A 24,507-nucleotide genomic window follows, 5' to 3' on the forward strand; every position below is an offset into this window, starting at 1 on the left:
GCGGGGCGTCCGCCCCCGTCAGCCGGTCCGATCAGGCAGCGCTGTCGATGCCCAGTTCGGCGAGCTTGCGGTAGAGGGTCGAGCGGCCGATGCCCAGCCGCCGGGCCACTTCGGTCATGCGCCCGCGATAATGGCCGATGGCCAGGCGGATGACGTCCGCTTCGATCTCCGCCAGTTGGCGGACATGGCCGTCGCCTTCGAACAGGGTGATGCCGGCGGCCTCCCGATGCGGCTGCGGCACGGCATGAAGCCGGCCACGGGACTCGCCATGACCGCGCCCGCGAATATGGGCGGCGATCTGTGGAAAATCCTGGGGCGTAAGAGCATCGCCCTCGCACAGCACCGCGGCGCGGAACAGGGCGTTCTGAAGCTGACGCACATTGCCCGGCCAGTCATGCTGCATCAGCAGCGCCAGCGCGTCGTCGGTAAGGCCAAGGCCGCGCAATCCCGGCTGGGTCGCGATGCGGGCGAGCAGATGGCGGCACAGCGCCGGCACATCGCCCAGACGTTCGCGCAGCGGCGGAATGGTGAGCTGCACGACGTTGAGGCGGTAATATAGGTCTTCGCGGAAGCGCCCCGCCTCGATTTCGTCATGCAGCCGCTTGTTGGTGGCGGCGATGACGCGGACATCGACATGGATCGGGCGGCGCGCGCCTATGGGCTGGACTTCGCCGTCCTGAAGCACGCGCAGCAGCTTCACCTGCGCGTCCAGCGGCATTTCGCTCACTTCGTCGAGGAAGATCGTGCCCATGTCGGCGGCGACGAATTTGCCGACCTGCCGGTCGAAGGCGCCGGTGAAGGCGCCGCGTTCATGGCCGAACAGGTCGGATTCCACCAGATTGGCCGGGATCGCGCCGCAATTGACGGTGATCATCGCCTGCTTGTGGCGGGGGGAAGCGGCGTGGATCGCGCGGGCGATCACATCCTTGCCGACGCCGCTTTCGCCCTCGATCAGCACGGGGACGCGGGCGCGGGCCGCCTTGGCCGCGATGGCGAGCGCGGCGCGGAACTGCGGCGCGGCGCCGACCACATCCTCGAAGGACAGGGCGGCAGGGATCTTTTCGGTCAGCGGGCGCAACTCGCCCTTGCCATGTTCGCCGTTCAGCGTGGCGTTGAGCGCGGCGAGCAGCCGCTCAGGCGCGATCGGCTTGGCGAGATAGTCGGTGGCGCCGGCCCGCATCGCCTCCACCGCGACGGCGACATTGTTATGCGCGGTGAGGATCAATATGGGCAGGGCCGGCCGGCGGGCACGCAGTTCGCGGATCAGGCCGGTCGGCTCATAGCTCGGGCTCCACTGGTCGAGCAGCACGGCGTCGAGCCGCATGCCGTCCTGCGTGCCCAGCATCGCAATCGCGGTGTCGCCGTCATTGGCGAAGATGGTGCGCCATCCCGCACGGGCGGCGAGAGCCGACACCAGCCTGCGCTGCGCCGGCTCGTCGTCGATCAACATCAGCATCGGAACGCCGTCGCGCGCCATCCTTACCCCTCATAAGCGAACTGGTGCCGAAGGTAGGGAAGAGGGGTAAAGACCGGCTTAACCGGAAAAATTTTCTTGTCCGCTGACGGCTTGAGGGGGAGAGGGCTTGGCGATAAGAGGATGGCGCGAAACGGACAGAAAGGGACAGTGCATGGCTTCGGACGGGAATATGAACAGCGCAACCCAGACCTATGAAGGGTTCGTGGCCCTCATCAAATGGGGAACCATCGCCAGCGCCGTCGTCGCCGCTCTGGTCGTGCTGCTGATCGCCAGCTGAGCCAGGCTTGATCGCTGAAGGGGGAGCAGATGACGCCGTTCCTTCTCCCCTGCTTTTTGACGGCCTGCATCGTCGGGGCGCTCGTTGCATGGCGGGCGCGGCCGGACGAGGGCTGGGCGCTCGTTTCCGTTCTTCAGATGCTGTCATCCGCCATTCTGGTCGGCGCGCTGATCGTGGCGGCGGAGGCGGGCAGCAGTATCGCCCGGACATTGGGCCTGCTGGCGATAGTGGCGGGCAGCGCCGGGTTTTGCGGCGGTTTGGTGGCGGCGCGGCGGATCGGCATGCCGCCGCGGCCATGATGGAAGGCGTGAACGCGACGATCCTCGCCGGCTGGTCGCTGGCCGCCTTATTGTTCGCGGCGGCTCTGCTGGCCCCGCTTGGCGGCGGGTTGCGGCGGGGCGCGCATCTGGCGGGCGCCGCGATGATGGTTGCGGGCGCCGTGACCCTCTACAGCCATGATGTCATGGCCCTGCCGCAAATCTGCGCGGCGCTGATCGCCGGAAGCGCGATCGGGCTGGCATTGGGGCGCGGCATGCCGCGATCCGCGCTTCCATCGCTGATGTGCGGTCTCATCGGACAGGCCGGTCTGGCGGCCGTCTTCATCGGCGGAGCGGCCTTGCGCGATCCGCATGCCTTCGGCCTGCTGGACGATGCGACGGACCGGCTGCGCATCGAGGGCGCCGCTGCGACCGGCGCCGCCGTCGCCTGCGGGGCCATGGCCTGCGCGGGGGCGGCGGCGGTCCTGTGGCGCGGGGCGGCGAGGCGGTGGCATCCGCTTGCGGCGGCTGCCATGCTGCCGGCGACCGGCGGACTGGTCGCGGTCTTCATCGCGACTCCGGACCTGGGCAGGCTTCTTGCCTGCGTCGGAGCCGCATGGCTTGCGGGCTGGACGGTTGTGAAATGGGCCTTGTCGTGGGGAACCGGACCTGCGCTGGCGCTGGTGGGCGGCTTTGCCGGCTGGTCGCTGGCGGCGTCCGCTTTCCTGATGGAAAATATGCCGATGGCCGTCGCGGGAGGGCTGGCGGGCGCGGCGGGCAGCCTGTTCGGCGCGCGCCTTTGCGGCGGTGCGGGCAGGAAGGGGCTTGCCGATGCGGGACGCCGTCCCTAACGATTTGGGCGAGGGACAAGCCTGTCCGGCTTTGTCGGCGCATGGGGATAAGCGGATTCATGAAGAAGCTCGGCCTGATAGGCGGTCTCAGCTGGACGTCGACGGCGCGCTATTATCAGATCATCAACCAGGCGGTGTATCGCGCCCGGGGCGGCCAGCATAGCGCTCCGCTGCTGATCGAAAGCCTCGATTTCGCGGACATAGGCCGTTCCATCACCGAAGAGGAATGGGCCCATGCGGCCGATGTGCTGACCGCGTCCGCCAGGCGGCTGGAGCAGGGCGGGGCGGCGGCCTTGCTGATCTGCGCCAATTCCATGCACCGCGTCTATGACGATGTGCAGGCGGGCGTCGACATTCCGATCGTCAACATCGCCGAAGCCGTAGGGCGCAAGATGCAGGCCGACGGCATCGAAAAGGCCGCGCTGATCGGCACCCGCAATGTGATGACGGAGAAATTCTATCGCCAGCGGCTGGTGGCGCACGGCATATCGCTGCTGCCCCCGGACATGGAACTGGCCGAGCGGATCGACCGGATCGTCTATGACGAACTGACCATCGGCAAGGTCAGCCGCGAGTCGGAACGCTATATGAAGTCCGAACTCACCGACATCGCCAAGGAGAATGTGCAGGCGGCGATCCTTGCGTGCACCGAATTGGAGATGATCGTCGATGTGAAGGCGAACGTCCTGCCGATCTATGACGGCACCAGCATCCATGCACGTGCGGGCGTGGACGTGATCCTGGGGGATTGAAGCTTCTGGACCTTTAGCGGGCCAGACCCCAATCCTCCCTCCGCGCAGCGGACGAGGGAGCGAAACGCGCCGGCGTCGAGACGCCGGACGCCCGCCAATCCGGGGCAGCGACGGGAATCGCCTGCTTCTCTCGAACCTTCACCTTCAACCCCGTTGCGCGCCGCGCAGGGATTTTCTCGCCTCCGCAATAAAATGCTTTCGGGGGTCTGGCTGTTTTGCCGGTTAATGGTTACATGGGCCGCCACGAATCCCCCAGCGATCATGCCAGGCCCCCGCATGAAACGCGCAGCAGAAAGTGGCTTCACATGGACATCCGCCTTGGCCTCACCTTTGACGACGTGCTTTTGCAGCCCGCCGAATCCGATGTGCTGCCCAGCCAGGCGGACACCAGCACCCATGTGACCCGCGCAATCAAGCTCAACATCCCGATCCTTTCCTCCGCCATGGACACGGTGACGGAGGCGGACATGGCGATCGTCATGGCCCAGCTGGGCGGCCTTGGCGTGTTGCACCGCAACCTGTCGGTCGAGGAACAGGCCGACGCGGTACGCGCGGTCAAGCGCTTCGAAAGCGGCATGGTGGTCAATCCGATCACCATCACGCCCAATGCGACGCTGGCCGATGCGCAGATGCTGATGACCCGCCACAAGATCAGCGGCATTCCGGTGGTCGAGGCGTCGGGCAAGCTGGTCGGCATCCTCACCAATCGCGACGTGCGCTTTGCGGAGAACCCCGCCCAGCCGGTCAGCGAACTCATGACCCGCGACAATCTGGCCACGGTGAAGACCGGGGTGGGCCAGGACGAAGCGATGCGCCTGCTGCATCAGCGCCGCATCGAAAAGCTGCTGGTGGTGGACGACAATTATCATTGCGTCGGCCTGATCACCGTCAAGGACATCGAAAAGGCCGTCACCTATCCGCAGGCGACCAAGGACGCTTCGGGCCGCCTGCGCGTGGCGGCGGCGTCGACCGTCGGCGACAAGGGGCTGGAACGCAGCAAGGCGCTGATCGACGCGGAATGCGACCTGATCGTCATCGACACGGCCCATGGCCACAGCCGCCAGGTCGCCGTCGCGGTCGAGGCGGTGAAGAAGCTGTCCAACCATGTCCAGGTGGTCGCCGGCAATGTCGCCACCGCCGAAGCGACCAAGGCGCTGATCGGCGCGGGCGCGGACTGCGTGAAGGTCGGGATCGGGCCGGGTTCCATCTGCACCACCCGCGTCGTCGCGGGCGTGGGCGTGCCGCAGCTGACCGCCGTCATGGATTCGGCCGAGGAAGCCGCGAAGCAGGGCGTGCCGGTGATCGCGGATGGCGGCCTGCGCACCTCCGGCGACGTGGCGAAGGCGCTGGCGGCGGGCGCGGGCTGCGTCATGGTGGGCTCCCTGCTCGCCGGTACGACGGAAGCTCCGGGCGAGACCTTCCTCTATCAGGGCCGCGCCTATAAGAGCTATCGCGGCATGGGCAGCGTCGGCGCCATGGCGCGGGGTTCCGCCGACCGCTATTTCCAGGCGGACATCAAGGACCAGATGAAGCTGGTGCCCGAGGGGATCGAAGGCCAGGTGCCGTTCAAGGGGCCGGCGAAGGACGTCATCCACCAGCTTGTCGGTGGCGTGAAGGCGGCCATGGGCTATACCGGCAGCGCCACGATCAAGGACCTTCAGGAACGGGCGCGCTTCGTCCAGATCACCAATGCCGGCCTGTCGGAAAGCCATGTCCACGACGTGACGATCACGCGGGAAGCACCCAATTATCCGACGCGGTAAGGCCCTTTTTCCATTCTCTTCCTTTCCCGTGATGGGGGAGTAGCGCATGACCCCGTCCGCACGCGTCCAGGCCGCGATTGAGTTGCTCGACGCCATCATATCGTCGGCGCGTGACGGCGGGCCGGCGGCGGATACGCTGATTGCCCGCTATTTCAAGGATCGGCGCTATGCCGGATCGCGGGACCGGCGGGCGGTGCGCGATCATGTCTATGACGCCGTGCGCCGCGCGGCCGAGCGGCCCGAAAGCGGGCGCGCCGCGATGGTGGGGCTGGCCCGCGAGCGGCCGGAACTGGCGGAACTGTTCAATGGATCGGCCCATGGGCCGGCGCCGATTTCCGCGGACGAGGCGGGAACGGCGGCAGGCGTCGTGCCCGGCTGGATCGACCCTCTGCTGGCCGCGCCCGTGGAGCGCGAGGCCCTGTTGGGCCGGGCGCCGGTCGACCTGCGCATCAACCGGCTGAAGGCCGACCCGGACAGGGTGGCGTCCTTCTATCCCGATGCGGTGCGTCTGTCCGGCCTGCCCGAGGCCTTGCGCCTGCCCGAAGGCGCGCCGGTCGAGCAGAGCGATCCCTGGAAATGGGGGCAGGTCGAGGTGCAGGATGCCGGCAGCCAATGGATCTCCGCCGCCTGCGGGGCGCAGCCGGGCATGACCGTGATCGATCTCTGCGCCGGGGCGGGGGGCAAGACGCTGGCGCTGGCGAGCGCCATGGCGGGCAAGGGCACGCTGATCGCCGCCGACACCATCCGGTCGCGGCTGTCGCGGCTCGACCCGCGGGCGGAGCGGGCCGGGGCGACCTTCATCGAGACGCTGCTGCTGGATCAGGGGCATGAGGCGGGCGCGCTGCAAAGCCTGCATGGCCGCGCCGATGTGGTGCTGGTCGACGCGCCCTGTTCGGGCACCGGCACCTGGCGCCGCAATCCGGAGGCGCGCTGGCGGCTGACCCCCGCGCGGCTCGACCGGTTGGTGGCGGAGCAGGCGCGAATCCTGGATTTCGCCGCGCCTTTGCTGGCGCCGGGCGGCCTGCTGGTCTATGCTACCTGCGCGCTGACGGACCGGGAGGGGCGGGATCAGGTGCGGGCATTTCTGGCACGGCATGAGGGATGGATGGCCGAACCGGTCGATGTGCCGACGGGCCGTGCCCATGGCGACGGGCTGCTGCTGACGCCGGCGCATGACGGGACGGACGGTTTCTATTTCGCGCGGCTGCGACGGACGGCGTGAAAGAGTCGATGGACAAGCGCCCGCAAAATCGCGAGACTTGGACGGAATCAGCGCCTGAAACATGGCTGGAGTTGTGCATGCGTTTTACCCCCGCTTCGATCGCCCTGGCCGTCCTGTTGACCACCGTTTCCAGCGTCGGGCTGACGCAGCGCCCGGATTCGCAGATTTCGCCGCTGTCCATCGAGTGGCAGAAGGCGGGCGAAGCAGCGCGCAAGGCGGGCAATTATCAGGGCGCCACCGATGCGCTGGAGAGCGCGCTGGCGGTCGATCCCCGCAACCGCATGGCCTATATCGAGCTGGCCGAAGTCGCGCGGGCCCAGGGATTGCAGGGCAAGGCGATCCGGCTGTATCGCGAGGCGCTGTTGCTGGAGCCCAATGACGTCGCGGCCCTGGTCGGTCAGGGCGAGGCGATGGTCGAGAAGGGCGCCATTGCCAAGGCGAAGGAAAATCTCGCCCAGGCGCAGGGGCTGTGCAAGGTGAACTGCGCGGCGGTCGGACAACTGGCGGCGGCGATAGAGAAGGGGCCGCCCGCGACGGTGCTGAGCGCGAAGGACAAGGTGCCCGCGCCCAAGGCGGCGGAAACCGAGACGCCCTGACCCGTTTCCGCGGGACTGCTCCCAAATCTTTTACACCGAAGTTCACACCATATGCGCGCGCGTGCCTACGCGCGCGTGGGCGGGTGCGTGTGGTTTACCGGATGTTTCACGGAAGGAAGCGGGATAGGCCCGTGGATGCGGAATAGGACAGGCCGAAATCATGTTTCGGTCGAAAATAGGATGCTTTTTGGTCGGCCTGTGGCGATCGGGTTACGGGTGATCCTGGGTGAAGTCATTCCGGTTCCGGGTTTGGCGGGTTGGATCATTTGAAGGGGGTCTGGCTTAAAATCCGGTTCCCACCCAAGATTCCAAAAGAAAAGGGCCGGCAGGCTTGTCGCCCCCGGCCCGTTTCCAATCCGACTATGCCGGATCAGCCGACGATTTCGTCCGGCTTGAAGAAATAGGCGATCTCGATCGCGGCATTTTCCTCGCTGTCGGAACCATGGACCGAATTGGCTTCGATCGATTCGGCATATTCCTTGCGGATGGTGCCCTCATCGGCATTGGCGGGGTTGGTGGCGCCCATGATGTCGCGGTTGCGCTTCACGGCGTCCTCGCCTTCAAGGACCTGCACGACCACCGGGCCGGAGATCATGAACGCGACCAGATCGGCGAAGAAGGGGCGTTCCTTGTGCACGGCGTAGAAGCCCTCGGCCTGCTCGCGGCTCATGCGGATGCGTTTGGAAGCGACGACGCGCAGGCCCGCTTCCTCCAGCTTCTTGGTCACGGCGCCCGTCAGGTTGCGACGGGTCGCGTCGGGCTTGATGATCGAAAAGGTGCGGGTCACGGCCATAAGGCTCAAAAGCTCCGAATTGTTGGGATAAGTTGGCGCGCCCTTTAGACCGGGCCGCAGCCTATCGCAAGAGGGCTGATTTTTGGCCCATGCTTATGGACCTTGCACCCATTTGCGGCCTTCCTGCCGCCAGAATCGTGGCGTGACGCCATCGCGTTTGGCGAGATCGCGCCAGCTTGCCCGCGCGCCTTCGACGGTTTCCGCGTCGAAGAAGTAAAAGGCCCGCTCGAAACCCAGCGCCTCTTCGCGCCAGAGGCCATCGGCCAATGCGACATGCCGTGCCCCATTGGCGGTCAGATCGACGCTTGGGCAATCCTGCGCCAGCAGCACCGGCTGCACCGATTCGCCGCCCTCGCCCGCCCGGCCATGCGCCAGGAAGCTTTCCGGCGGCCCCGCCCACAGCCCGGCGGAGATTCGCTCCAGCCGTTCAGGCTCGCGCGCCACCACCAGCAGCCGCTCGCCCATGCCCAGGATACGGCCCGCTATGGCGGGCAGCACCTGTTCCACCGGATCGCGGCTGAGCTGGTAGAAATCGACTTGCATTCTTCACGCTCTAACCGTTCGCCCCGGGCTTGTCGAACCGAAGGTCGGCGAGGCCAACGGCTTCGACAGGCTCAGCCCGAACGGGGCGGGGTTTTAGCCAGACAATGCTTGCCCTCGGTCCGGACCAAATCAAACCGAACGGGAAGAAAGATCAGCTCTCGAACTTGTCCGCGACATAGCGGTCGAGCAGCCGCACGCCATAGCCGGTCGCGCCCTTGTCCCATGTCGCGCCGGGCTTGTCGGCCCAGACCATGCCCGCAATGTCGAGATGCGCCCATTTCACGCCCTCATCGACGAAGCGCTTGATGAACTGCGCCGCCGTGATCGACCCGCCATAGCGCGGCCCGATATTCTTCATGTCGGCAATCGGGCTGTCGATCAGCTTGTTGTAGGCGTCGCCCAGCGGGAAGCGCCACAACTGGTCGCCCGCCGCCTTGCCCGCCGCGATCAGATCGTCGGCCAGCCCGTCGTCATTGGAGAAGATGCCCGCATATTCATTGCCGAGCGAGATGATCATCGCCCCGGTCAGCGTAGCAAGGTCGATGATCACCTCCGGCGCATAGGTCTTCTGCGCCCAGGTGATGACGTCGCACAGCACCAGACGCCCTTCGGCATCGGTGTTCAGCACCTCGATCGTCTGCCCGGACATGGAGGTCACGATGTCGCCCGGCCGCTGCGCATTGCCGTCCGGCATATTCTCGACCAGCCCGCAAATGCCGACGACGCGCACCTTCGCCTTGCGCCCGGCCAGCGCCTTGATAGCGCCCGCGACAGCGCCCGCGCCGCCCATGTCCCATTTCATGTCTTCCATGCCCGGCCCGGGCTTCAAGGAAATGCCGCCCGTGTCGAAGGTCACGCCCTTGCCGACGAAGACCAGCGGCTTTTCGGTCGCGCCACCCGTTCCGTCCCATTCCATGGCCAGCAGGCGCGGCTCGCGCACCGAACCCTGCGCCACGCCCAGCAGCGCGCCCATGCCCAGATCCGCCATCGCCGCCTTGTCCAGCACGGTGATCTTGACGCCCAGCTCCTCCAGAGGCTTGCAGCGCTCGACGAAGCTTTCGGGGTAGAGGATGTTCGCCGGTTCCGACACCAGCTCGCGGGTGAAGGCCACGCCCGCCGCGACCGCCGACCGGCTTTCCCAGGCCGCCCCGGCGTCGCTCGAAACCAGCGTGATCTGCTTGAGCGTCGGCTTGGCCTTTTCCGCCTGCCGCGTGCGATAGGTGTCGATCCGCCAGCCGCGCAGCGACGCGCCGAAGGCCAGCGCCGCCGCCTTGTCCCCACTCGCGCCGCCGAAGAATTCGACCGCCGCATGGGTCGCGCCGCTGGTCGACAGGCGCGCCGTCAGCGCACTGCCCGCGCGCTCATAATCCGCATCGCTGCCCGCGCCGGTGCCGACCAGCACCACGCGCAGCACCCTGCCGCCCTCTTCCACGAAGCTCTCGAAGCTCGACCCCGCTTCGCCCGTGAAGCGCGCCGCGGCGGCGCCCGCCGCCAGCACGGGCGCGGCGCTCAGGGGCAAGGCGTCGAAACCGCCCTTCGGCACGGCGAAGACCAGCGTATCGGCTTCGGGACGGACGGGGCTGAACGCGATTTCCATCTAGGGTCCTTTATTTCCTGCAAGGCTTGTATCTCTATGGCCAGATAGTGCGGCTTACCCTGTCTGGCAAAGCCGTTCGACTGATTTTCCCGCAAAACTCTTGGCGGAGACGATTGCAGCGCAGACAAAGCAGTGCGATAGGCGGGAAACAAAGCGCCCCGTCAAAGAGGCCCCATCCTTTTGCAGAACAGCCCTTTCCCCTTGCGTTTGAAACCTCTCCTGGCCGCCGGCGCCGCCTTTCCGTGCCTGGTCGCCGTCCCGCATGCCACGGCCCAGCAACTCCAGGAACCGCAGGCGACGATCAGCGCGCCCGACGCCCCCGTGCCCGAAAGCGACGAACAGATCGGCTTCGCCGCCGACGCGCTGGAATATGACAGCAACAGCGAGGTCGTGACCGCCAGCGGCAATGTGCAGTTGCTGCGGGAGGGCAACCGGCTGCGCGCCGACAAGGTCGTCTGGAACCGCACCACGGGGAAGGTGGAGGCGAACGGCAATGTCTCCGTCACCGATCCGGAAGGCAATATCGCCTATGGCGACCGGTTCGACGTCACCGATTCCCTGCAGGACGGCATGGTCCAGAACATGCTGCTGGTGCTGCAATCGGGCGGGCGGCTGGCCGCCGCCAGCGGCCAGCGGGTGAACGGGGTCTATACGCTGCGCAAGGCCGCCTATACCGGCTGCGTGGTGGAGGATCATGAGGGCTGCCCCAAGGAGCCCACCTGGCAGATCAAGGCGGTCAGGGTCGTCTATGACCCGGTCAAGGCCCGCGTCAAATATACCAATGCCAGCGTGGAACTGTTCGGCCTGCCGCTGATCCCGCTGCCCGGCTTCTCCCATCCGGTGGGCGACAATGGCGGCAGCGGCCTGCTGGTGCCCAATCTTCGCTACGACCGCACCAACGGGTTCGAGGTCGCGCTGCCTTATTATCTGAAGCTGGCGCCCAATCGCGATCTCACCGTCACGCCGCATGTCTATACCGACACGCTGCCGATGCTGGAGACCAACTACCGCCACTTATGGGACCGGGGCGCCTACCAGATCACCGGCTATGCGACCTATGGCAGCCGCGTCGCCACCGGCAATGCCTCTTCCACCACCCCGGCGGGATCGGAAAGGGATTTCCGCGGCTATCTCGACGCCAGCGGCGCGCTGCAACTGACGCCGGAATGGAGCATCGGCGGGTCGATCCGCGCCGCGACCGACCGCACCTTCCTGCGCCGCTACGACATCAGCCGGGACGACCGGCTGCGTTCTACGCTCAACGCCCAGCGAATCGGGGAGAACAGCTATTTCTCCATCGCCGGCTGGGCGGTGCAGACGCTGCGCACCGGCGATTCGCAGGGGCAGATGCCGATTGCGCTGCCCGTCATCGACTATCGCCTGCGGATGAAGGACCCGCTGCTGGGCGGCGTGGCGCAGTTCCAGGCGAACAGCCTGGCCATCACCCGCACCCATGGCCAGGACACGCAGCGCGCCTTTGCCGCCTTCGAATGGAACCTGCGCAAGCTGACGCCGATGGGTCAGGAACTGACCTTCACCACCTATTTGCGCGGCGACGTCTATCACAGCAGCGACAATCTGATGAACAGCATCGTCAGCTATGCCGGCGATCCGGGCTGGAAGGCGCGCGGCATCGCGGCGGCGGCCATCGACATGCGCTGGCCCTTCATGGGCGAGGCGTTCGGCGGCGTGCAGCGCATCGCCCCCCGCGTCCAGATCGTCGCCGCGCCCAAGATCGCCAATCTCTCCGTCCCCAATGAGGATGCGCGCGCCATCGACCTGGAGGACAGCAACCTCTTCGCGCTCAACCGCTTTTCCGGATATGACCGGTTCGAGGATTCGACCCGCGTCACCTATGGCATGGAATATAGCCTGTCGCTTCCGGACTTCTCGCTGGAAAGCGTGGTGGGGCAAAGCTACCGCCTCGACAAGCGAGAGAGCATCCTGCCGGAAGGAACCGGCCTGTCGGACCGCCTGTCCGACGTCGTCGGGCGCACCACCGTCCGCTACAAGGATTTCATCAGCTTCACCCACCGCTTCCGGCTGGACAAGGACAATCTGTCGGTCCGCCGCAACGAGATCGACGCCACCATCGGCAGCCGCAAGACCTATGCGACGGTCGGCTATCTGCGCCTCAACCGCGATGCGAACCTCAATCTGGAGGATTTGCAGGACCGCGAGGAACTGCGCCTGGGCGGCCGCGTCCAGTTCGCGCGCTTCTGGTCGGTCTTCGGCTCGACCGTCATCGACCTGACCGACACGAAGGAAGATCCGCTGTCCGTCGCGGATGGCTATGAACCCGTGCGCCATCGTCTGGGGATAGCCTATGAAGACGATTGCCTGACGCTCGGCCTCACCTGGCGGCGCGACTATCAGGTGCTGGGCGACGCACGAAAGGGCAACAGCTTCCAGCTTCGGCTGGCTTTTCGCAATATTGGCATATAAGGATCAGCCTTCCCGCTTCCTGCTCAGGGTCGGTTAAGGCGGATCGGCGCATCTCGTGCCGAACCGATTGGAGAGTTTTGTCGACGATGCAGCCTGTCGTTTCCCCGTTTTCCCGCATTGGCAGCACGGCCTACAGGGGCCTGCGGACCGTGCTTCTGTCCTCGGCGCTGCTGGCTACCGGCGTCAGCGGAAGCCTGGCCCAGACGGTCGCCGACGATGACAATGTCGCCACGCAACAGCTCAACCTGCCCAGGGATGTGACCGTCTTCGGCAAGAGCGACCCCAATGTCCGCAAGGCGACGGCCATCGTCAACGGCCGGATCATCACCGGCACGGACGTCGACCAGCGCCTGGCCCTCATCATCACGGCCAATGGCGGCAAGGTGTCGGACGAGGAAAAGGAAAGGCTGCGCGTCCAGGTGCTGCGCAACCTGATCGACGAGACGCTCCAGATCCAGGAAGCCGCCGCCAACGACATCAAGGTGGACAAGGCCGAGATCGACCAGAGCTATGAGCGGGTCGCGGCCAATTTCCGCCAGTCTCCCGCCCAGTTCGATCAATATCTGCGCCAGCAGGGCAGCTCCGCCGCCAGCATCAGGCGCCAGATCGAGGGCGAGCTGGCCTGGAGCCGCCTGCTCCGCCGCAACATCCAGCCCTTCGTCAACGTGTCGGAGGATGAGGTGAAATCGGTGGTCGACCGCATGAACGCGGCCAAGGGCAGCGACGAGTTCCGCATCGGCGAGATCTACCTGTCGGCCACGCCGGAAAACCAGCAGCAGATCATCGCGAACGCCCGCAACATCATCGAACAGATCAAGCAGGGCGGCAGCTTCGCCGCTTATGCGCGGCAATTTTCCGAAGCCTCCACGGCGGCGGTCGGCGGCGATCTGGGCTGGGTCCGCCCTGTCCAGCTGCCCGACGAACTGGCGCAGGCGGCGGCCGAAATGCAGGTCGGCCAGATCGCCGGCCCCATCGGCGTGCCGGGCGGCGTCTCGATCATCTATGTCATGGACAAGCGCAAGGTGCTGACCGCCGATCCGCGCGATGCGCTGCTCAGCCTCAAGCAGCTCTCCGTCAGCTTCCCCGCCGGCACGACCAAGGAACAGGCGAGCACCAGGGCGGCCGCCTTCGCCGCGCAGGTCAAGACGATCAAGGGCTGCGGCCAGGCCAATGAACTGGGCGGCAAGATCGGCGCCGACGTGGTCGACAACGACAATGTGAAGCTGCGCGACCTGCCCCCGCAATTGCAGGACATCCTCCTGAACCTCCAGGTCGGTGAGGCGACGCCGCCCTTCGGCTCGATCAACGACGGCGTGCGCGTGCTGGTCGTCTGCGGCCGTGACGAAGCCTCCTCCGCCGCCGCGCCCAATGCCGAACAGATCATGGCGCAGTTGGAAGAAGAACGGGTCAACAAGCGCGCCCGCATCTATCTGCGCGATCTCCGCCGCGATGCCGTTATCGACTATAACTGATCCGGCGGATATGCCGCCATTCGCCGTGTCGCTCGGTGATCCGGCGGGAATCGGGCCGGAAATCGTCGCCAAAAGCTGGGTCATGCGGGAGGCGCGGGGCCTGTCGCCCTTTTTCGCCGTGGGCGACGCCGCGTCCCTGCGCGCCGTCTGGCTCGGCCCGGTCGAGCCGGTCAGCACGCCGGAGGAAGCGGTGGAGGTCTTCGACAAGGCCCTGCCATGCCTGCAGGTGGCGGAGGCGGGCGAGATCACGCCCGGCACGCCCAGCATGGATGGCGCGCGCACGGCCTTTCAGGCGCTGGAGGTCGCGGTCGGCCTCGCCCGCAGCGGTTCGGCGGCCGGGATCGTCACCGCCCCGGTGGGCAAGGAACAGCTCTACGGCGTCGGCTTCACCCATCCGGGACAGACCGAATTCATCGCGGAACGCTGCGGCGTCGCGCCCCACAATGCCGTGATGATGCTGGCGGGGCCGTCGCTGAAGGTCGTGCCGATCACCATCCACATCCCCCTGGCAGAGGTGTCGTCCGTGCTCACGGTCGACCTGATCCGCGCCCGCGCCATCACCACGGCAAAGGGGCTCCAGCGCAATTTCGGCATCGGCCGTCCCCGTCTGGTCGTCGCGGGCCTCAATCCCCATGCGGGCGAAGGCGGGGCGCTGGGGCGGGAGGAGATCGACGTCATCCGTCCCGCCGTGGAGTCGCTCCAGGCGGAAGGCTACGACATTCAGGGGCCGCTCGCCGCCGACGCCCTGTTCCACAGCCGCGCCCGCGAAACCTATGACGCGGCGCTCTGCATGTATCACGATCAGGCGCTGATCCCGATCAAGACGCTGAATTTCGACGAGGGGGTGAACATCACCCTGGGCCTTCCCATCGTGCGCACCTCGCCCGACCATGGCACCGCCTTCGGCATTGCGGGCAAGGACAGCGCCAATCCCAGCGCGATGATGGCCGCGATCAGGATGGCCGCCGAAGCGACACGCGCCCGGCTGACCCCCGGCTGCTGAGGCTCATGGCCGCCGATACCCGCCCCAAGCTCCCGCCGCCCAAGCTCCCGCCGCTGCGCGACGTCATCGCCGCCCACGGATTGCAGGCCAGCAAGGCGCTCGGCCAGAATTTCCTGCTGGACGAACAGTTGCTGGACCGGATCGCGGCCATCCCCGGCCCGCTGGAGGATCAGCCCGCCTTCGAGGTCGGCCCCGGTCCCGGCGGCCTGACCCGCGCGATCCTGCGCGCCGGGGCAAGGCTGGTGGCGGTCGAGCGCGACCGGCGCTGCCTGCCCGCGCTTTCCGAACTGTCAGAGGCCTTTCCCGGCCAGTTCCGGGTGATTTCCGGCGACGCGATGGCGGTCGACGCCCGCGCCGAGGCAGGCGAAGGCGCGCATATCATCGCCAACCTGCCCTATAATGTGGGCACCGCCCTCCTCATCGGCTGGCTTTCCGCGGACTGGTCTCCACTCCCCTGGTGGTCGAGCCTGACGCTCATGTTCCAGATGGAGGTTGCCGAGCGGATCGTGGCGAAACCCAATGGCGATCATTATGGCCGCCTCGCCGTGCTGTCCCAATGGCGCAGCGACGCCCGCATCGCGATGAAGGTCCACCGCAGCGCCTTCACGCCCCCGCCCAAGGTCATGTCGGCGGTCGTCCACATCACGCCCAGACCCGCCCCCGAAGGCGTGCAGTTGAAGCATCTCGAACGCCTCACCGCCGCCGCCTTCGGCCAGCGCCGCAAGATGCTGCGCCAGAGCCTCAAGGGCCTGCCCGGCGCCCTCGAAGCGCTGGAGGCGGTCGGCATAGACCCGCAACGCCGCGCGGAAACCGTCAGCGTCGAGGAATTCGTGGAAACAGCGCGCGTTCTGGGACGCCTTTAGCCCTAAAAGCCCGGCTTAGGTGGAATCAGGACATTCCCCTCCCGCAGGCGGGAGGGGGCTAGGGGGTGGGCTGGCGCGACATCAGCGTGAGTTTTCAACGGCTAAGCTGGAAGCTCGCTGCGCTCGCACCCACCCCTAACCCCTCCCGCCTGCGGGAGGGGAATGTCTTGGATTGGCCAAAACCGGCCTCACCCCAATTGCGGCGGTGTTTCGAACTTGTCGATCACCCATTCTTCCGCCTGGGCGCCGCCGATCCATTCCTGCATCCAGGGATGGTTGATGACCGCGCGCATATAAGCCTCCGCAAAGCGCGGCACGGGCAGTTGATAGGTGATGAAGCGCGTCACGACCGGCGCGAACATCACATCGACCGCACTGAAGTCTCCGAACAGGAATTCCCCCTCGCCGCCATGGCGGGCGCGGGCCTGCGCCCAGAGCTGCATGATGCGCGCTATGTCCTGAGTCACCGCTTCGGACGGCGGGACGGGGGCATAGATCTGGCGGATGTTCATGCTGTGCTCGCGGCGCAACGCGGCGAAGCTTGAATGCATTTCCGCCGCCATCGAACGGGCCATGGCCCGCGCGGCGGTATCGGCCGGCCAGAATCTGTCGCCGCCCGACTTTTCATTCAGATATTCGACGATCGCCAGGCTGTCCCACACGACGATGTCATCGCCGTCCCACAATATGGGCACCTTGCCGGAAGAGGGCGCGAATTCGTCGCCTTCGCGCCGCTTCTCCCATGCCTCGTCATAAAGCGGCACGACCACTTCCTCGAAGGGAAGGCCGGACAGCTTGCACGCCAGCCAGCCGCGCAGCGACCAGCTCGAATAGGCCTTGTTGCCAATGAACAGCTTCATCATGCCCCTGTCTTTAGAGCCTGTTTGGAAATGCGCGAAAGAGCCAATTTCGATGCGGCGCCGGCTCTCTGCCCCTCCCACCCGCTCATATCAGGATGCCGCTGGGTGGCCGGGAGGCGAAAAGGGCCGACGACGCCATGCACCATGAAGGCGCATTGTCCAATGGTCTTTAGACGAGGCGGGCGCGGAAAGTCGAGGGGATCGCGCCATTCATGCATTCAACAGCATTTGTTTTGGCGACGATAAATTTCCAATCCAAAAGGGGGCTGGCTGGCATGGTTTTTCGGCCTTACACGTCGGTCGATTTCACGACGTAATGAGTTTGGGGCGGAATATGGATTGGTTGCACGCGATCGCGGGCCTTTTTGTCGGCCTGATGGTTGGCATGACCGGCGTGGGGGGCGGATCGCTGATGGCGCCGATCCTGATCCTGCTGTTCGGCGTCGCGCCCACCACGGCGGTCGGCACCGACCTGTGGTTCGCATCGATCACCAAGGCAGTCGGGGGCGCGGTGCACCACCATCAGGGCGGCGCGGACGGCGGCCCGGACTATGATGTGGTAAAGCGCCTGATGATCGGCAGCATTCCCGCATCGCTGATCGTCCTGGCGATCCTGTCGCAGATGCATCTCGGGCAGATCAAGACCGGCGTGATCACGGGTGCGCTGGGCGTGGTGCTGATCGGCACGGCGGTCGCGACCCTGCTGCGCGGGCGGTTCCATCAATGGGCGCTGGCCCGCCGGGTCGGCACGGCCGACCGCTTTACCCGCTGGCAGCCGGCATTGACCGTGCTGGCGGGGGCGTTGCTGGGCGCGATGGTGACGCTGACTTCGGTCGGGGCAGGAGCGATCGGGGCGACGCTGCTGCTGGCGCTCTACCCGCTGCGCATGCGGATGCAGCGGCTGGTGGCGACCGACATCGTCCATGCCGTGCCGCTGACCCTGGTGGCCGGGCTTGGCCATTTGTGGATCGGCAACGTCAACCCGGTGCTGCTGGTCAACCTGCTGGCAGGATCGCTGCCGGGCATCGTGATCGGGTCTCTGCTGGCGACGCGCACGTCGGACCGCGTGCTTCAGCCCTTGCTGGCGGCGGTGCTGGTGGTGGTGGGATGGCGTTTGATCGCCTGACGGGGAAATTGTCTGCCGAGCCGGAATCGAACCGGCGTATACGGATTTGCAGTCCTCGATTGGCAAATTCCGGCTGATGCCGGATGATGCTCTTTCCTTCGCTCTATCAGTATCTTACGGCAAATTCGATCATTCCGAGTTGCCGTAAGATGCCTGCTTTTTCCGGCTGTTTCCCAGCGCAATTACACTGGAATTACACACGCCGTTCTACTGCTGATGCATTATCGACTTGCGTGATCTGGAGCCCGCCCGCTTCATACGCGGGATTCAGCTGATTCGAATCCAGCAGGGCTCACCAAACCAATAAATTCAATGGTTTAGGTGATTTCTAGGGGCGATTGTCTCACACATTGTATCACATCATATTAAACCTAAATACCGGAGTTTATCGCTTGGGCCGTCCGAACGAATTCGCGTTAGAAGGCCGAATCAATTAGGAGTAAGAACCGGTTGCAGCCTCAACAGGGCCCGATTATAGGCCCGCGATGGCATGGCCGCTGCGCGCCCCGCTTTTCAAATTGAGTGTGAAATGCGAGTCTTTGACCCCGCCCCTGTAACCGTTCGCGACGAAGATGGCTGGACCATGGGGCATTTTCAGACCCGTATTGAAAGCTGGATGCGTGGAGTTTTCGGAGATGCCAGCCACGACGATCAGCGAGAAAGAACGCTGCGCTTTCTGGAGGAAGCCATTGAACTTGCACAGGCGGTCGGCTTAACCGAAAGCGACGTGGGCGTTGTTACAGACTATGTTTATAATCGCCCCGTTGGACAACCGGCTCAAGAAGTTGGAGGCGTAATGATTACGCTCGCCGCCCTTTGCGAAAAAACGCAAATTAACCTTGAAGCTGCTGCGATCACAGAGTTCCATCGTATTGATACGGATGACACGCGGGTGAAGATTTATAAAAAGCAGAGTTTTAAACGAATGCACGGATTATAATAATTAGTGATCCGTAAAATATTCTAAGTTTACATTAGGTAAGAAACCACCGCAATCAATCATCGTGTGGTAAAATTCCATAGCTTCATCTCCGCTCATTAAATGCTGATGCACTGAGAATCGGAGAAGCCTTAGACTACCCATCAGCCTTTCTTCACCAATAATGTCGGATGCGCAGCGCCTTGCTTTGCGATCATCACAACAAAGCAAGCAATCTCGCATTTCTGCGATTGCTATACATTCGGTTTCCCCTTCGCCTAATGCCAATTCGGATAGAAGATCAAAATATCTGTCTGTTGGGACAGCATCGATATCCACAAAATCCAGCAATCCGGCTGCATGTAGATCGACAATTTCGGTCGCGGCTCCTGTGTTGCACTCACCTACCACAGTAGGGGACACCGCCAGCCGGTAATCGGGTAGAAGCACCACTCGTTCCAAGGAATGAGCGTTAGATAAATTGATGATGGAGCATGCATCCATCAACACCATCATAAGGAACGACCTGAACGATGACCAGACAGGATTTCGGATATCGAAAAACCAAAACTATCTGCCGCCCATCCTACCGATTCAGCACCGACCTCTATTGCGCTATTAACCGCATCCCTTAGGACTTTACTAGTTGAAGGAAAGAAAATATCGGAGCGAGCAGGCAACCCCAGTTCATCCGCGCGACGCTCTGGCGAACCGTGGTTTTTTCGTAGCTCAGCAGCCATAGCGAAAGCACCACCTGAGGGCAGCAAACCCACATCTTCGCAACGTTTGCCAGCAACCTCGAAACTGACGCCAAAGAACCGTGCAAGCAGTAATATCTCTACGTCACCCAAAGGAGATGACGAAGAAATATTAAGATGAACTCTTATAGATGATATAAAATCAAAAATTCCATTATCCGGCAATAAAATACTACCAGCTATCGCATCTACAAATCTCTCATTTTTAGTAGATTTTCGAAAGTTTCCAATATCCGAAGCTCCTTCGAACAAAGGAGCGTCATCCTGAACGTGACCGGCTAGAACATGACCAATTTCATGAGCTAAAGTAAAAAGCATTCTAGCCTTGAAACGCGGAGAAACAAAAATATATAGATAGTTTCCAGAAGATAGAGAAACACCTTCAAATCTGGAATCTCTCAGGACAGAAACTATTAATCCCTCTTGATATTCTAGCCTGTGCGATAAATCAGTAGCCGGAGAATTATCGTCCAGACCAATAATTTCGCGGAAATTAGCCGCGATGGTTTTCACATTACTAAGGCTAGGCTCCAACGGTGCTGGCCGTATCAACCACGGCTTCACATCACGCGCAGGGAGAACTTTCGAAGCCGCCTCTACGAAAGTAGCAACTTTTTCGACGGTTGGGCTGTAATCAGCGGTTGCTCCCTGCATCGAGCGAAACTGCATCTGCAACGGATTGACAGCACGCGGACTCTTGCCAGATGAAAACAAGCGCATAGGCAACCGGAGCCCACGGCTCAGCGCCCGAATTTCAGTTAACTTTGCCTCATCGCCCGCCAACAAGCTAACAACGCGCTCAATCGCCAGCTTAGAACGGCTAGCGATCTGCTCTGCCGTCAACCCTAGGGAGACAAGTAGCGTCGATATATCAGTCACATTCTTTATGCAGCCGCCGCCCGCTTGACGCCTTCAAGCCAACCGACCACATCCTTTACCTGTCCATCATTCAACTTTGACCATCTCCCAAATATATCAATAGGCCGATTTCCACGTTTTCCAAAGACATCACCAAGTTTGTTCAATGATTGACTACGCCCAATCTCGACCTCCCGCTTACTTTCAAGAGATACAGCATTACTTCCAACAATAAAGTTTTTCACTCTATTCTCAAAAGTTTCGGGCGCATGGGTATCCAAATTATGCTGTTTTCCAAACTCGTCTATTATTATATTGCCTTTAACGAGGCCATCATTGCCTAACCTAAGACGGTTTTTTGGGAAACGCTTATACGCTTCTATCATTGGGATTTTTTCAGCCACTTGCATCCCGCCGATTATATACTGCTGAACCCCAACCGTGCTTCCTGAAACGACAAAGATATAGTCACCCTTTTCAACGAAGCGACGAATGTTAGGCATGCACGCGCCTAGGCTAGGATCGTCACCAAAGATCGGATCGTTCAGATTATTCTTGAACGCTGGGTCTGCGCCAGTGCTTGTAATATAGATATAGCCCTTCATTTATGCATGACCTCCATGCCGCCTAGCTTGTTTCAATGCCGCAATAGTGTCAACAAACGGATTGCTGACCAGCAGCTTTCGCCTTCCCATCGGCTCAAATTCAAAGCGACAGCAGTGGCAAATGCGTTCTTTTTTTGGACGAAAGGCAGCTTCACCCGCATCAAACTGGGCCGCCTGACAATTTGGACATTTGATTGAATGCACCTTGCCGCGCAAATACGCCAACGCACTCTGCGCCATGTAATAGCGCAACTGCTCTTCATTCAATTCCACTCCATCGATCACTACGGTGTCGAAGGTGTCATCCAATGTCGGTTTTCGTTCGGCACCGGTCCAGCCGTGAATATGTATGCCCTCTTCCTCTGACAAACGAGAGGTCCAAAGCAGGGCTGGGTTCGATGCCCAAATTTGCAATCCTCCAGGATATTCCGCCTGTGCGATATTAAGCCGTTTTGTGGCTCTCCTAGGAGGCTTGCTTGATTTCTTATACCCAAGCTTCAACTGAACCACAGAAAGCGGATTAGAAATACTCTTGTCGGGAAGCCTGAAAAGCTCATTACACCCATGACAAAGATGCGTTCTATGAGGCTTAACGGCAAACCAATCTGAATCAAGATGCGGAGTTCCGCATTTTGGACAGAATAAAGATTCAATCTTTCTTTCGAGAAATCTGCTTATGTAATAGGCTACAGCCGTTTCTTTAGTTATTATAACCGATTCTTGTTCTAACAGATCCTTATCAACAGTGACCTGAACCGCATCGAAATTTCTATCGATACTCTTTGATCCGCCAGCTATTTTTCTGGCATGGACATGGATGCCCATTTCGGGACGCTTGGGCGTAGAATTGTAAACGGGCTCGACAGCACCCCACAACGCCACACCCCCAGCATATTCAGCCGGTCGTAGCAGAAACCGGCGTAAATCTACGATTGAGTTATAAGCGCCTTCGCACCTTTCAAGCTTTCCGCCATATCGAGCCGTCGCTGATGCGCCGTGCGCCAAACACCAGTATTTTGGCCTCCCCGCTCGCGGCAAAGGCAAATGACAGATGTGGCAATCGTCATTGCTTAAAGAAGTCAAAGCAAGCCCCCTCAGCTGCAATGACCAACATAATTATTACATCTTGAATTTAAAGCGGGACTTTAAGTTTCCTAAATGATCCATTTTGGATGGGTCAAGACGCAGCGCAATACCGCTTAACCGTGGCCTCCGACAAACCGAACTGGCGCGCTGTGCCTTTGATACTGGCTCCATTCTCCTTGCGCCATTGAACCACATGGGCGGCATCAGCAGCGAACGGACGGCCTAGGCTAACCTTCCCCCTATGGGTGCGCCCTGTAGCAGCCAGAGCAGTCCTTGCCGCCTCCCTTCCGGCATCGCAGCGTTCCTTGATACGATTACGTTCCATGTCTGCGATCTGTGCTAAAACCGCGACAATTAGCTCGCCTACACCTTTTGCGATGGGGCCAAGGCCAAGCACTTCAACTGTCACGCCCTTATCGATCAGTTTCCTAACCGTGGCCTGCACATCAAGCGCGTCACGGCCCAGACGATCTATAGCCGCCACATGCAGCACATCGCCTTCCCGGATATAATTGAGCAGGGCAGCAAAGCCGGGGCGATCAGCAGCAAGGACCGCGCCCGATACACCTTCGTCCATAAACTCTTTATCGAAGGGACCGGCAAGGGAAGCACGCTGGCCTTCAATCGACTGATCGCCGGTGGATACCCGATAATATGCGAGCTTGCTCATAAGCCCCCTTTCGACTCGCTCATAAGATACATTCATAATATGAGCTATAGCGCGTATAGCAATACGGTATCTTAAAAGCTTGGGAAGAGCAGGCTTGTGGGTACGGCCAACAGGTTAGAACTTTTGACCTGTGAGAGATCACAGGTAGATACCGGTGTCAACGGCGGAGTAAAAGTCGGCCATTGGGCGGCGCGTTAGCGTCCGCGCTCGTGGTGTAATTTCTGGTGTAGATTGAGATGATCGCATGGGGTGGGGCATGCCCCACCCCATGCGATTTCGATCTCGGTGGCCACCGGGCTCATCGGTAAGGTGGAGTTACCACACTTCACACGCCCACCGAGGAGTTGATCCCGATGACCGACGACAGACTACCGCTTGCCGAGCTGATGGCGAAGACTGGAGATGGAGATTTCCTGCGCACGATCGCCGAGAGCGTATTACAGATCATCATGGAGGCCGACGTCGATGGCCTGGTCGGCGCTAGCCGACACGAGCGCTCCGGCGACCGGACGACCTGGCGGAACGGCTACCGCGACCGCAGCCTCGATACCCGGCTCGGCACGCTCAACCTGAGGATTCCCAAGCTACGGACCGGCGCCTACTTCCCTGGCTTCCTGGAACCCAGGAAGACCGTCGAGAAGGCGCTGGTCGCGGTGATCCAGGAGGCGTGGATCGCCGGCGTCAGCACCCGGCGTGTCGACGAGCTGGTGCAGGCCATGGGCATGACCGGCATCTCCAAATCCTCGGTGTCCAAGCTGTGCAAGGATATCGACGAACGTGTCCATGCCTTCCTTAAGCGGCCGCTCACCGGCGACTGGCCCTACCTCTGGCTCGATGCTACCTACCTCAAGGTGCGCGAGGGCGGGCGGATCGTCAGTGTCGCCGCGATAATAGCCGTTGCCGTCAACACCGAGGGCAAGCGCGAAATCGTTGGCCTTCACATTGGACCCTCCGAAGCCGAGCCATTCTGGTCGAGCTTCCTCAAGGACCTCGCACGCCGCGGACTGACCGGCGTGAAGCTGGTCATCTCCGATGCCCACGAGGGCCTCAAGGCAGCGATCACTCGCGTGCTCAGCGCCACCTGGCAGCGGTGCCGCGTCCACTTCATGCGCAATGCCCTGGCCTACGTGCCCAAGGGCCAGAACACCGTCGTCGCCGCTGCCATCCGCCAGGTCTTCCTCCAGCCCGACCATGCCGCCGCGACACAGGTCTGGCGCCAGGTCGCCGACCAGTTGCGTACCCGCTGGCCAAAGCTCGGCGCCTGCATGGACGATGCCGAGCACGACGTGCTGGCCTACATGACCTTCCCCGAGCAGCACCGCGTCAAATTACATTCCACCAATCCACTGGAACGCCTGAACAAGGAAGTGAAGCGCCGCGCCGATGTCGTCGGCATCTTCCCGAACGAGGATAGCATCATCCGCCTCGTCGGCGCCGTCCTGCTGGAGCAGAATGACGAATACCAGCTCCAGCACCGCTACATGCAGATCGAGGGCATGGCCGCCCTTGCTACACCAATGATCGAGGAGGCACAGCCGCTACAGATTACACCCAAGGCCGCCTGAAAATGCAGCCCGCTGGCCACACCCAATTCTACACCACATTGACGGACGCGACCGGCGGCGCAAAATCAGGCCGGGTGATCCGTGTGCTGGCGAGCGCCGCGAGGGCGTAGCCCGAGTGGGGGTCGCCAACACACGGATGGTCTTTTCTG

24 protein-coding genes are annotated in these 24,507 nt (G+C 62.5%); 14 read left to right on the forward strand and 10 right to left on the reverse strand.

What is annotated here, in order from left to right:
- Positions 1-31: 31 nt before the first annotated feature.
- Entirely contained in the window at positions 32-1,477 is a 1,446-nt protein-coding gene (locus tag LDB29_RS01100; protein WP_044661720.1) for a sigma-54 dependent transcriptional regulator, read from the reverse strand.
- A 169-nt stretch (positions 1,478-1,646) separates the two neighbouring features.
- On the opposite strand from LDB29_RS01100, the gene LDB29_RS01105 reads away from it, so the two are divergent.
- The 7 genes from LDB29_RS01105 to LDB29_RS01135 all read left to right on the forward strand — a co-directional run bounded on the left by LDB29_RS01105 (position 1,647) and on the right by LDB29_RS01135 (position 7,195).
- Positions 1,647-1,754, forward strand: a complete 108-nt coding sequence (locus tag LDB29_RS01105) for an aa3-type cytochrome c oxidase subunit IV (RefSeq protein ID WP_226869800.1) — start codon at positions 1,647-1,649, stop codon at positions 1,752-1,754.
- Between the two features lie 29 nt (positions 1,755-1,783).
- Positions 1,784-2,053 (forward strand): proton-translocating transhydrogenase family protein, encoded by a 270-nt coding sequence (locus LDB29_RS01110; RefSeq protein ID WP_099186164.1) that lies wholly within the window; start codon positions 1,784-1,786, stop codon positions 2,051-2,053.
- The gene (locus tag LDB29_RS01115) at positions 2,053-2,862 is read left to right on the forward strand and encodes an NAD(P)(+) transhydrogenase (Re/Si-specific) subunit beta (RefSeq protein ID WP_255309031.1); all 810 of its coding nucleotides are present in this window, start codon (positions 2,053-2,055) and stop codon (positions 2,860-2,862) included. The genes LDB29_RS01110 and LDB29_RS01115 overlap by 1 nt, the downstream gene beginning before the upstream one ends.
- Before the next feature lie 59 nt (positions 2,863-2,921).
- Entirely contained in the window at positions 2,922-3,614 is a 693-nt protein-coding gene (locus tag LDB29_RS01120; protein ID WP_025549702.1) for an aspartate/glutamate racemase family protein, read from the forward strand.
- A 305-nt stretch (positions 3,615-3,919) separates the two neighbouring features.
- Positions 3,920-5,377, forward strand: a complete 1,458-nt coding sequence (gene guaB, locus LDB29_RS01125) for an IMP dehydrogenase (RefSeq protein WP_025549701.1) — start codon at positions 3,920-3,922, stop codon at positions 5,375-5,377.
- Positions 5,378-5,423: 46 nt separating this feature from the next.
- The gene (locus LDB29_RS01130; RefSeq protein ID WP_025549700.1) at positions 5,424-6,599 is read left to right on the forward strand and encodes an RsmB/NOP family class I SAM-dependent RNA methyltransferase; all 1,176 of its coding nucleotides are present in this window, start codon (positions 5,424-5,426) and stop codon (positions 6,597-6,599) included.
- Positions 6,600-6,676: 77 nt separating this feature from the next.
- Positions 6,677-7,195 (forward strand): tetratricopeptide repeat protein, encoded by a 519-nt coding sequence (locus tag LDB29_RS01135; RefSeq protein ID WP_044663058.1) that lies wholly within the window; start codon positions 6,677-6,679, stop codon positions 7,193-7,195.
- A 370-nt stretch (positions 7,196-7,565) separates the two neighbouring features.
- Here LDB29_RS01135 and ndk read toward each other — a convergent pair whose 3' ends face one another.
- The 3 genes from ndk to LDB29_RS01150 form a co-directional block, all read right to left on the reverse strand.
- Positions 7,566-7,988, reverse strand: coding sequence for a nucleoside-diphosphate kinase (ndk, locus tag LDB29_RS01140; RefSeq protein WP_007684133.1), 423 nt, complete (start codon positions 7,986-7,988; stop codon positions 7,566-7,568).
- Between the two features lie 93 nt (positions 7,989-8,081).
- Positions 8,082-8,531 carry a DNA polymerase III subunit chi gene (locus LDB29_RS01145; RefSeq protein WP_025549699.1) on the reverse strand — a complete coding sequence of 150 codons (450 nt, stop codon included), beginning with the start codon at positions 8,529-8,531 and terminating at the stop codon, positions 8,082-8,084.
- A 151-nt stretch (positions 8,532-8,682) separates the two neighbouring features.
- On the reverse strand, positions 8,683-10,128 hold the full coding sequence (locus LDB29_RS01150; RefSeq protein WP_025549698.1) for a leucyl aminopeptidase: 1,446 nt from the start codon (positions 10,126-10,128) through the stop codon (positions 8,683-8,685).
- A 180-nt stretch (positions 10,129-10,308) separates the two neighbouring features.
- Between LDB29_RS01150 and LDB29_RS01155 the strand changes: the two genes are divergently transcribed.
- The 4 genes from LDB29_RS01155 to rsmA all read left to right on the forward strand — a co-directional run bounded on the left by LDB29_RS01155 (position 10,309) and on the right by rsmA (position 15,911).
- A complete protein-coding gene (locus LDB29_RS01155; protein WP_061936928.1) occupies positions 10,309-12,573 on the forward strand; it encodes an LPS-assembly protein LptD in 2,265 nt (754 codons plus the stop codon).
- Between the two features lie 86 nt (positions 12,574-12,659).
- On the forward strand, positions 12,660-14,045 hold the full coding sequence (locus LDB29_RS01160; RefSeq protein WP_048578597.1) for a peptidylprolyl isomerase: 1,386 nt from the start codon (positions 12,660-12,662) through the stop codon (positions 14,043-14,045).
- Positions 14,023-15,048 (forward strand): 4-hydroxythreonine-4-phosphate dehydrogenase PdxA, encoded by a 1,026-nt coding sequence (gene pdxA / locus LDB29_RS01165; RefSeq protein WP_025549697.1) that lies wholly within the window; start codon positions 14,023-14,025, stop codon positions 15,046-15,048. Before LDB29_RS01160 ends, pdxA begins: the two co-directional genes overlap by 23 nt.
- A 5-nt stretch (positions 15,049-15,053) precedes the next feature.
- Positions 15,054-15,911, forward strand: a complete 858-nt coding sequence (rsmA, locus tag LDB29_RS01170; RefSeq protein WP_025549696.1) for a 16S rRNA (adenine(1518)-N(6)/adenine(1519)-N(6))-dimethyltransferase RsmA — start codon at positions 15,054-15,056, stop codon at positions 15,909-15,911.
- A 188-nt stretch (positions 15,912-16,099) separates the two neighbouring features.
- Here the strand turns inward: rsmA and LDB29_RS01175 are convergent, their stop codons facing one another.
- The gene (locus tag LDB29_RS01175; protein ID WP_025549127.1) at positions 16,100-16,774 is read right to left on the reverse strand and encodes a glutathione S-transferase family protein; all 675 of its coding nucleotides are present in this window, start codon (positions 16,772-16,774) and stop codon (positions 16,100-16,102) included.
- A gap of 331 nt (positions 16,775-17,105) precedes the next feature.
- Between LDB29_RS01175 and LDB29_RS01180 the strand changes: the two genes are divergently transcribed.
- Positions 17,106-17,897: a sulfite exporter TauE/SafE family protein gene (locus LDB29_RS01180; protein WP_025549126.1), complete on the forward strand. Its 792-nt coding sequence runs from the start codon at positions 17,106-17,108 to the stop codon at positions 17,895-17,897.
- A 490-nt stretch (positions 17,898-18,387) separates the two neighbouring features.
- Entirely contained in the window at positions 18,388-18,837 is a 450-nt protein-coding gene (locus LDB29_RS01185) for a hypothetical protein (protein ID WP_257555732.1), read from the forward strand.
- A 3-nt stretch (positions 18,838-18,840) separates the two neighbouring features.
- On the opposite strand, the gene LDB29_RS01190 is transcribed toward LDB29_RS01185, so the two are convergent.
- From LDB29_RS01190 to LDB29_RS01210, 5 genes are all read right to left on the reverse strand, one after another.
- On the reverse strand, positions 18,841-19,332 hold the full coding sequence (locus tag LDB29_RS01190; RefSeq protein WP_257555734.1) for a hypothetical protein: 492 nt from the start codon (positions 19,330-19,332) through the stop codon (positions 18,841-18,843).
- Positions 19,329-20,453 carry an ImmA/IrrE family metallo-endopeptidase gene (locus LDB29_RS01195; protein WP_257555736.1) on the reverse strand — a complete coding sequence of 375 codons (1,125 nt, stop codon included), beginning with the start codon at positions 20,451-20,453 and terminating at the stop codon, positions 19,329-19,331. Before LDB29_RS01195 ends, LDB29_RS01190 begins: the two co-directional genes overlap by 4 nt.
- A 5-nt stretch (positions 20,454-20,458) precedes the next feature.
- Positions 20,459-21,037 (reverse strand): hypothetical protein, encoded by a 579-nt coding sequence (locus LDB29_RS01200; RefSeq protein WP_257555738.1) that lies wholly within the window; start codon positions 21,035-21,037, stop codon positions 20,459-20,461.
- Entirely contained in the window at positions 21,038-21,862 is an 825-nt protein-coding gene (locus LDB29_RS01205; protein WP_257555740.1) for a hypothetical protein, read from the reverse strand.
- Between the two features lie 352 nt (positions 21,863-22,214).
- On the reverse strand, positions 22,215-22,793 hold the full coding sequence (locus tag LDB29_RS01210) for a recombinase family protein (protein WP_257555742.1): 579 nt from the start codon (positions 22,791-22,793) through the stop codon (positions 22,215-22,217).
- 353 nt (positions 22,794-23,146) lie between these two features.
- On the opposite strand from LDB29_RS01210, the gene LDB29_RS01215 reads away from it, so the two are divergent.
- Positions 23,147-24,358 (forward strand): IS256 family transposase, encoded by a 1,212-nt coding sequence (locus LDB29_RS01215; RefSeq protein WP_011950834.1) that lies wholly within the window; start codon positions 23,147-23,149, stop codon positions 24,356-24,358.
- Positions 24,359-24,507 lie beyond the last annotated feature (149 nt).

The sequence above is a fragment of the Sphingobium sp. CFD-2 genome (genome assembly GCF_024611135.1).
GTDB classification, from domain to species: domain Bacteria; phylum Pseudomonadota; class Alphaproteobacteria; order Sphingomonadales; family Sphingomonadaceae; genus Sphingobium; species Sphingobium fuliginis.

What these genes read in the sequence shown, in the direction of transcription:
- pdxA (WP_025549697.1), top strand. Translation starts at nt 14,023, where the DNA reads ATGCCGTTATCGACTATAACTGATCCGGCGGATATGCCGCCATTCGCC.
- rsmA (WP_025549696.1), top strand. Translation starts at nt 15,054, where the DNA reads ATGGCCGCCGATACCCGCCCCAAGCTCCCGCCGCCCAAGCTCCCGCCG.
- LDB29_RS01135 (WP_044663058.1), top strand. Translation starts at nt 6,677, where the DNA reads ATGCGTTTTACCCCCGCTTCGATCGCCCTGGCCGTCCTGTTGACCACC.
- LDB29_RS01200 (WP_257555738.1), bottom strand. Translation starts at nt 21,037, where the DNA reads ATGAAGGGCTATATCTATATTACAAGCACTGGCGCAGACCCAGCGTTC.
- LDB29_RS01150 (WP_025549698.1), bottom strand. Translation starts at nt 10,128, where the DNA reads ATGGAAATCGCGTTCAGCCCCGTCCGTCCCGAAGCCGATACGCTGGTC.
- LDB29_RS01130 (WP_025549700.1), top strand. Translation starts at nt 5,424, where the DNA reads ATGACCCCGTCCGCACGCGTCCAGGCCGCGATTGAGTTGCTCGACGCC.
- LDB29_RS01120 (WP_025549702.1), top strand. Translation starts at nt 2,922, where the DNA reads ATGAAGAAGCTCGGCCTGATAGGCGGTCTCAGCTGGACGTCGACGGCG.
- LDB29_RS01160 (WP_048578597.1), top strand. Translation starts at nt 12,660, where the DNA reads ATGCAGCCTGTCGTTTCCCCGTTTTCCCGCATTGGCAGCACGGCCTAC.
- LDB29_RS01175 (WP_025549127.1), bottom strand. Translation starts at nt 16,774, where the DNA reads ATGATGAAGCTGTTCATTGGCAACAAGGCCTATTCGAGCTGGTCGCTG.
- ndk (WP_007684133.1), bottom strand. Translation starts at nt 7,988, where the DNA reads ATGGCCGTGACCCGCACCTTTTCGATCATCAAGCCCGACGCGACCCGT.
- guaB (WP_025549701.1), top strand. Translation starts at nt 3,920, where the DNA reads ATGGACATCCGCCTTGGCCTCACCTTTGACGACGTGCTTTTGCAGCCC.
- LDB29_RS01210 (WP_257555742.1), bottom strand. Translation starts at nt 22,793, where the DNA reads ATGAGCAAGCTCGCATATTATCGGGTATCCACCGGCGATCAGTCGATT.
- LDB29_RS01115 (WP_255309031.1), top strand. Translation starts at nt 2,053, where the DNA reads ATGGAAGGCGTGAACGCGACGATCCTCGCCGGCTGGTCGCTGGCCGCC.
- LDB29_RS01100 (WP_044661720.1), bottom strand. Translation starts at nt 1,477, where the DNA reads ATGGCGCGCGACGGCGTTCCGATGCTGATGTTGATCGACGACGAGCCG.
- LDB29_RS01105 (WP_226869800.1), top strand. Translation starts at nt 1,647, where the DNA reads ATGAACAGCGCAACCCAGACCTATGAAGGGTTCGTGGCCCTCATCAAA.
- LDB29_RS01205 (WP_257555740.1), bottom strand. Translation starts at nt 21,862, where the DNA reads ATGGGCATCCATGTCCATGCCAGAAAAATAGCTGGCGGATCAAAGAGT.
- LDB29_RS01110 (WP_099186164.1), top strand. Translation starts at nt 1,784, where the DNA reads ATGACGCCGTTCCTTCTCCCCTGCTTTTTGACGGCCTGCATCGTCGGG.
- LDB29_RS01190 (WP_257555734.1), bottom strand. Translation starts at nt 19,332, where the DNA reads ATGATGGTGTTGATGGATGCATGCTCCATCATCAATTTATCTAACGCT.
- LDB29_RS01185 (WP_257555732.1), top strand. Translation starts at nt 18,388, where the DNA reads ATGGCCGCTGCGCGCCCCGCTTTTCAAATTGAGTGTGAAATGCGAGTC.
- LDB29_RS01215 (WP_011950834.1), top strand. Translation starts at nt 23,147, where the DNA reads ATGACCGACGACAGACTACCGCTTGCCGAGCTGATGGCGAAGACTGGA.
- LDB29_RS01180 (WP_025549126.1), top strand. Translation starts at nt 17,106, where the DNA reads ATGGATTGGTTGCACGCGATCGCGGGCCTTTTTGTCGGCCTGATGGTT.
- LDB29_RS01145 (WP_025549699.1), bottom strand. Translation starts at nt 8,531, where the DNA reads ATGCAAGTCGATTTCTACCAGCTCAGCCGCGATCCGGTGGAACAGGTG.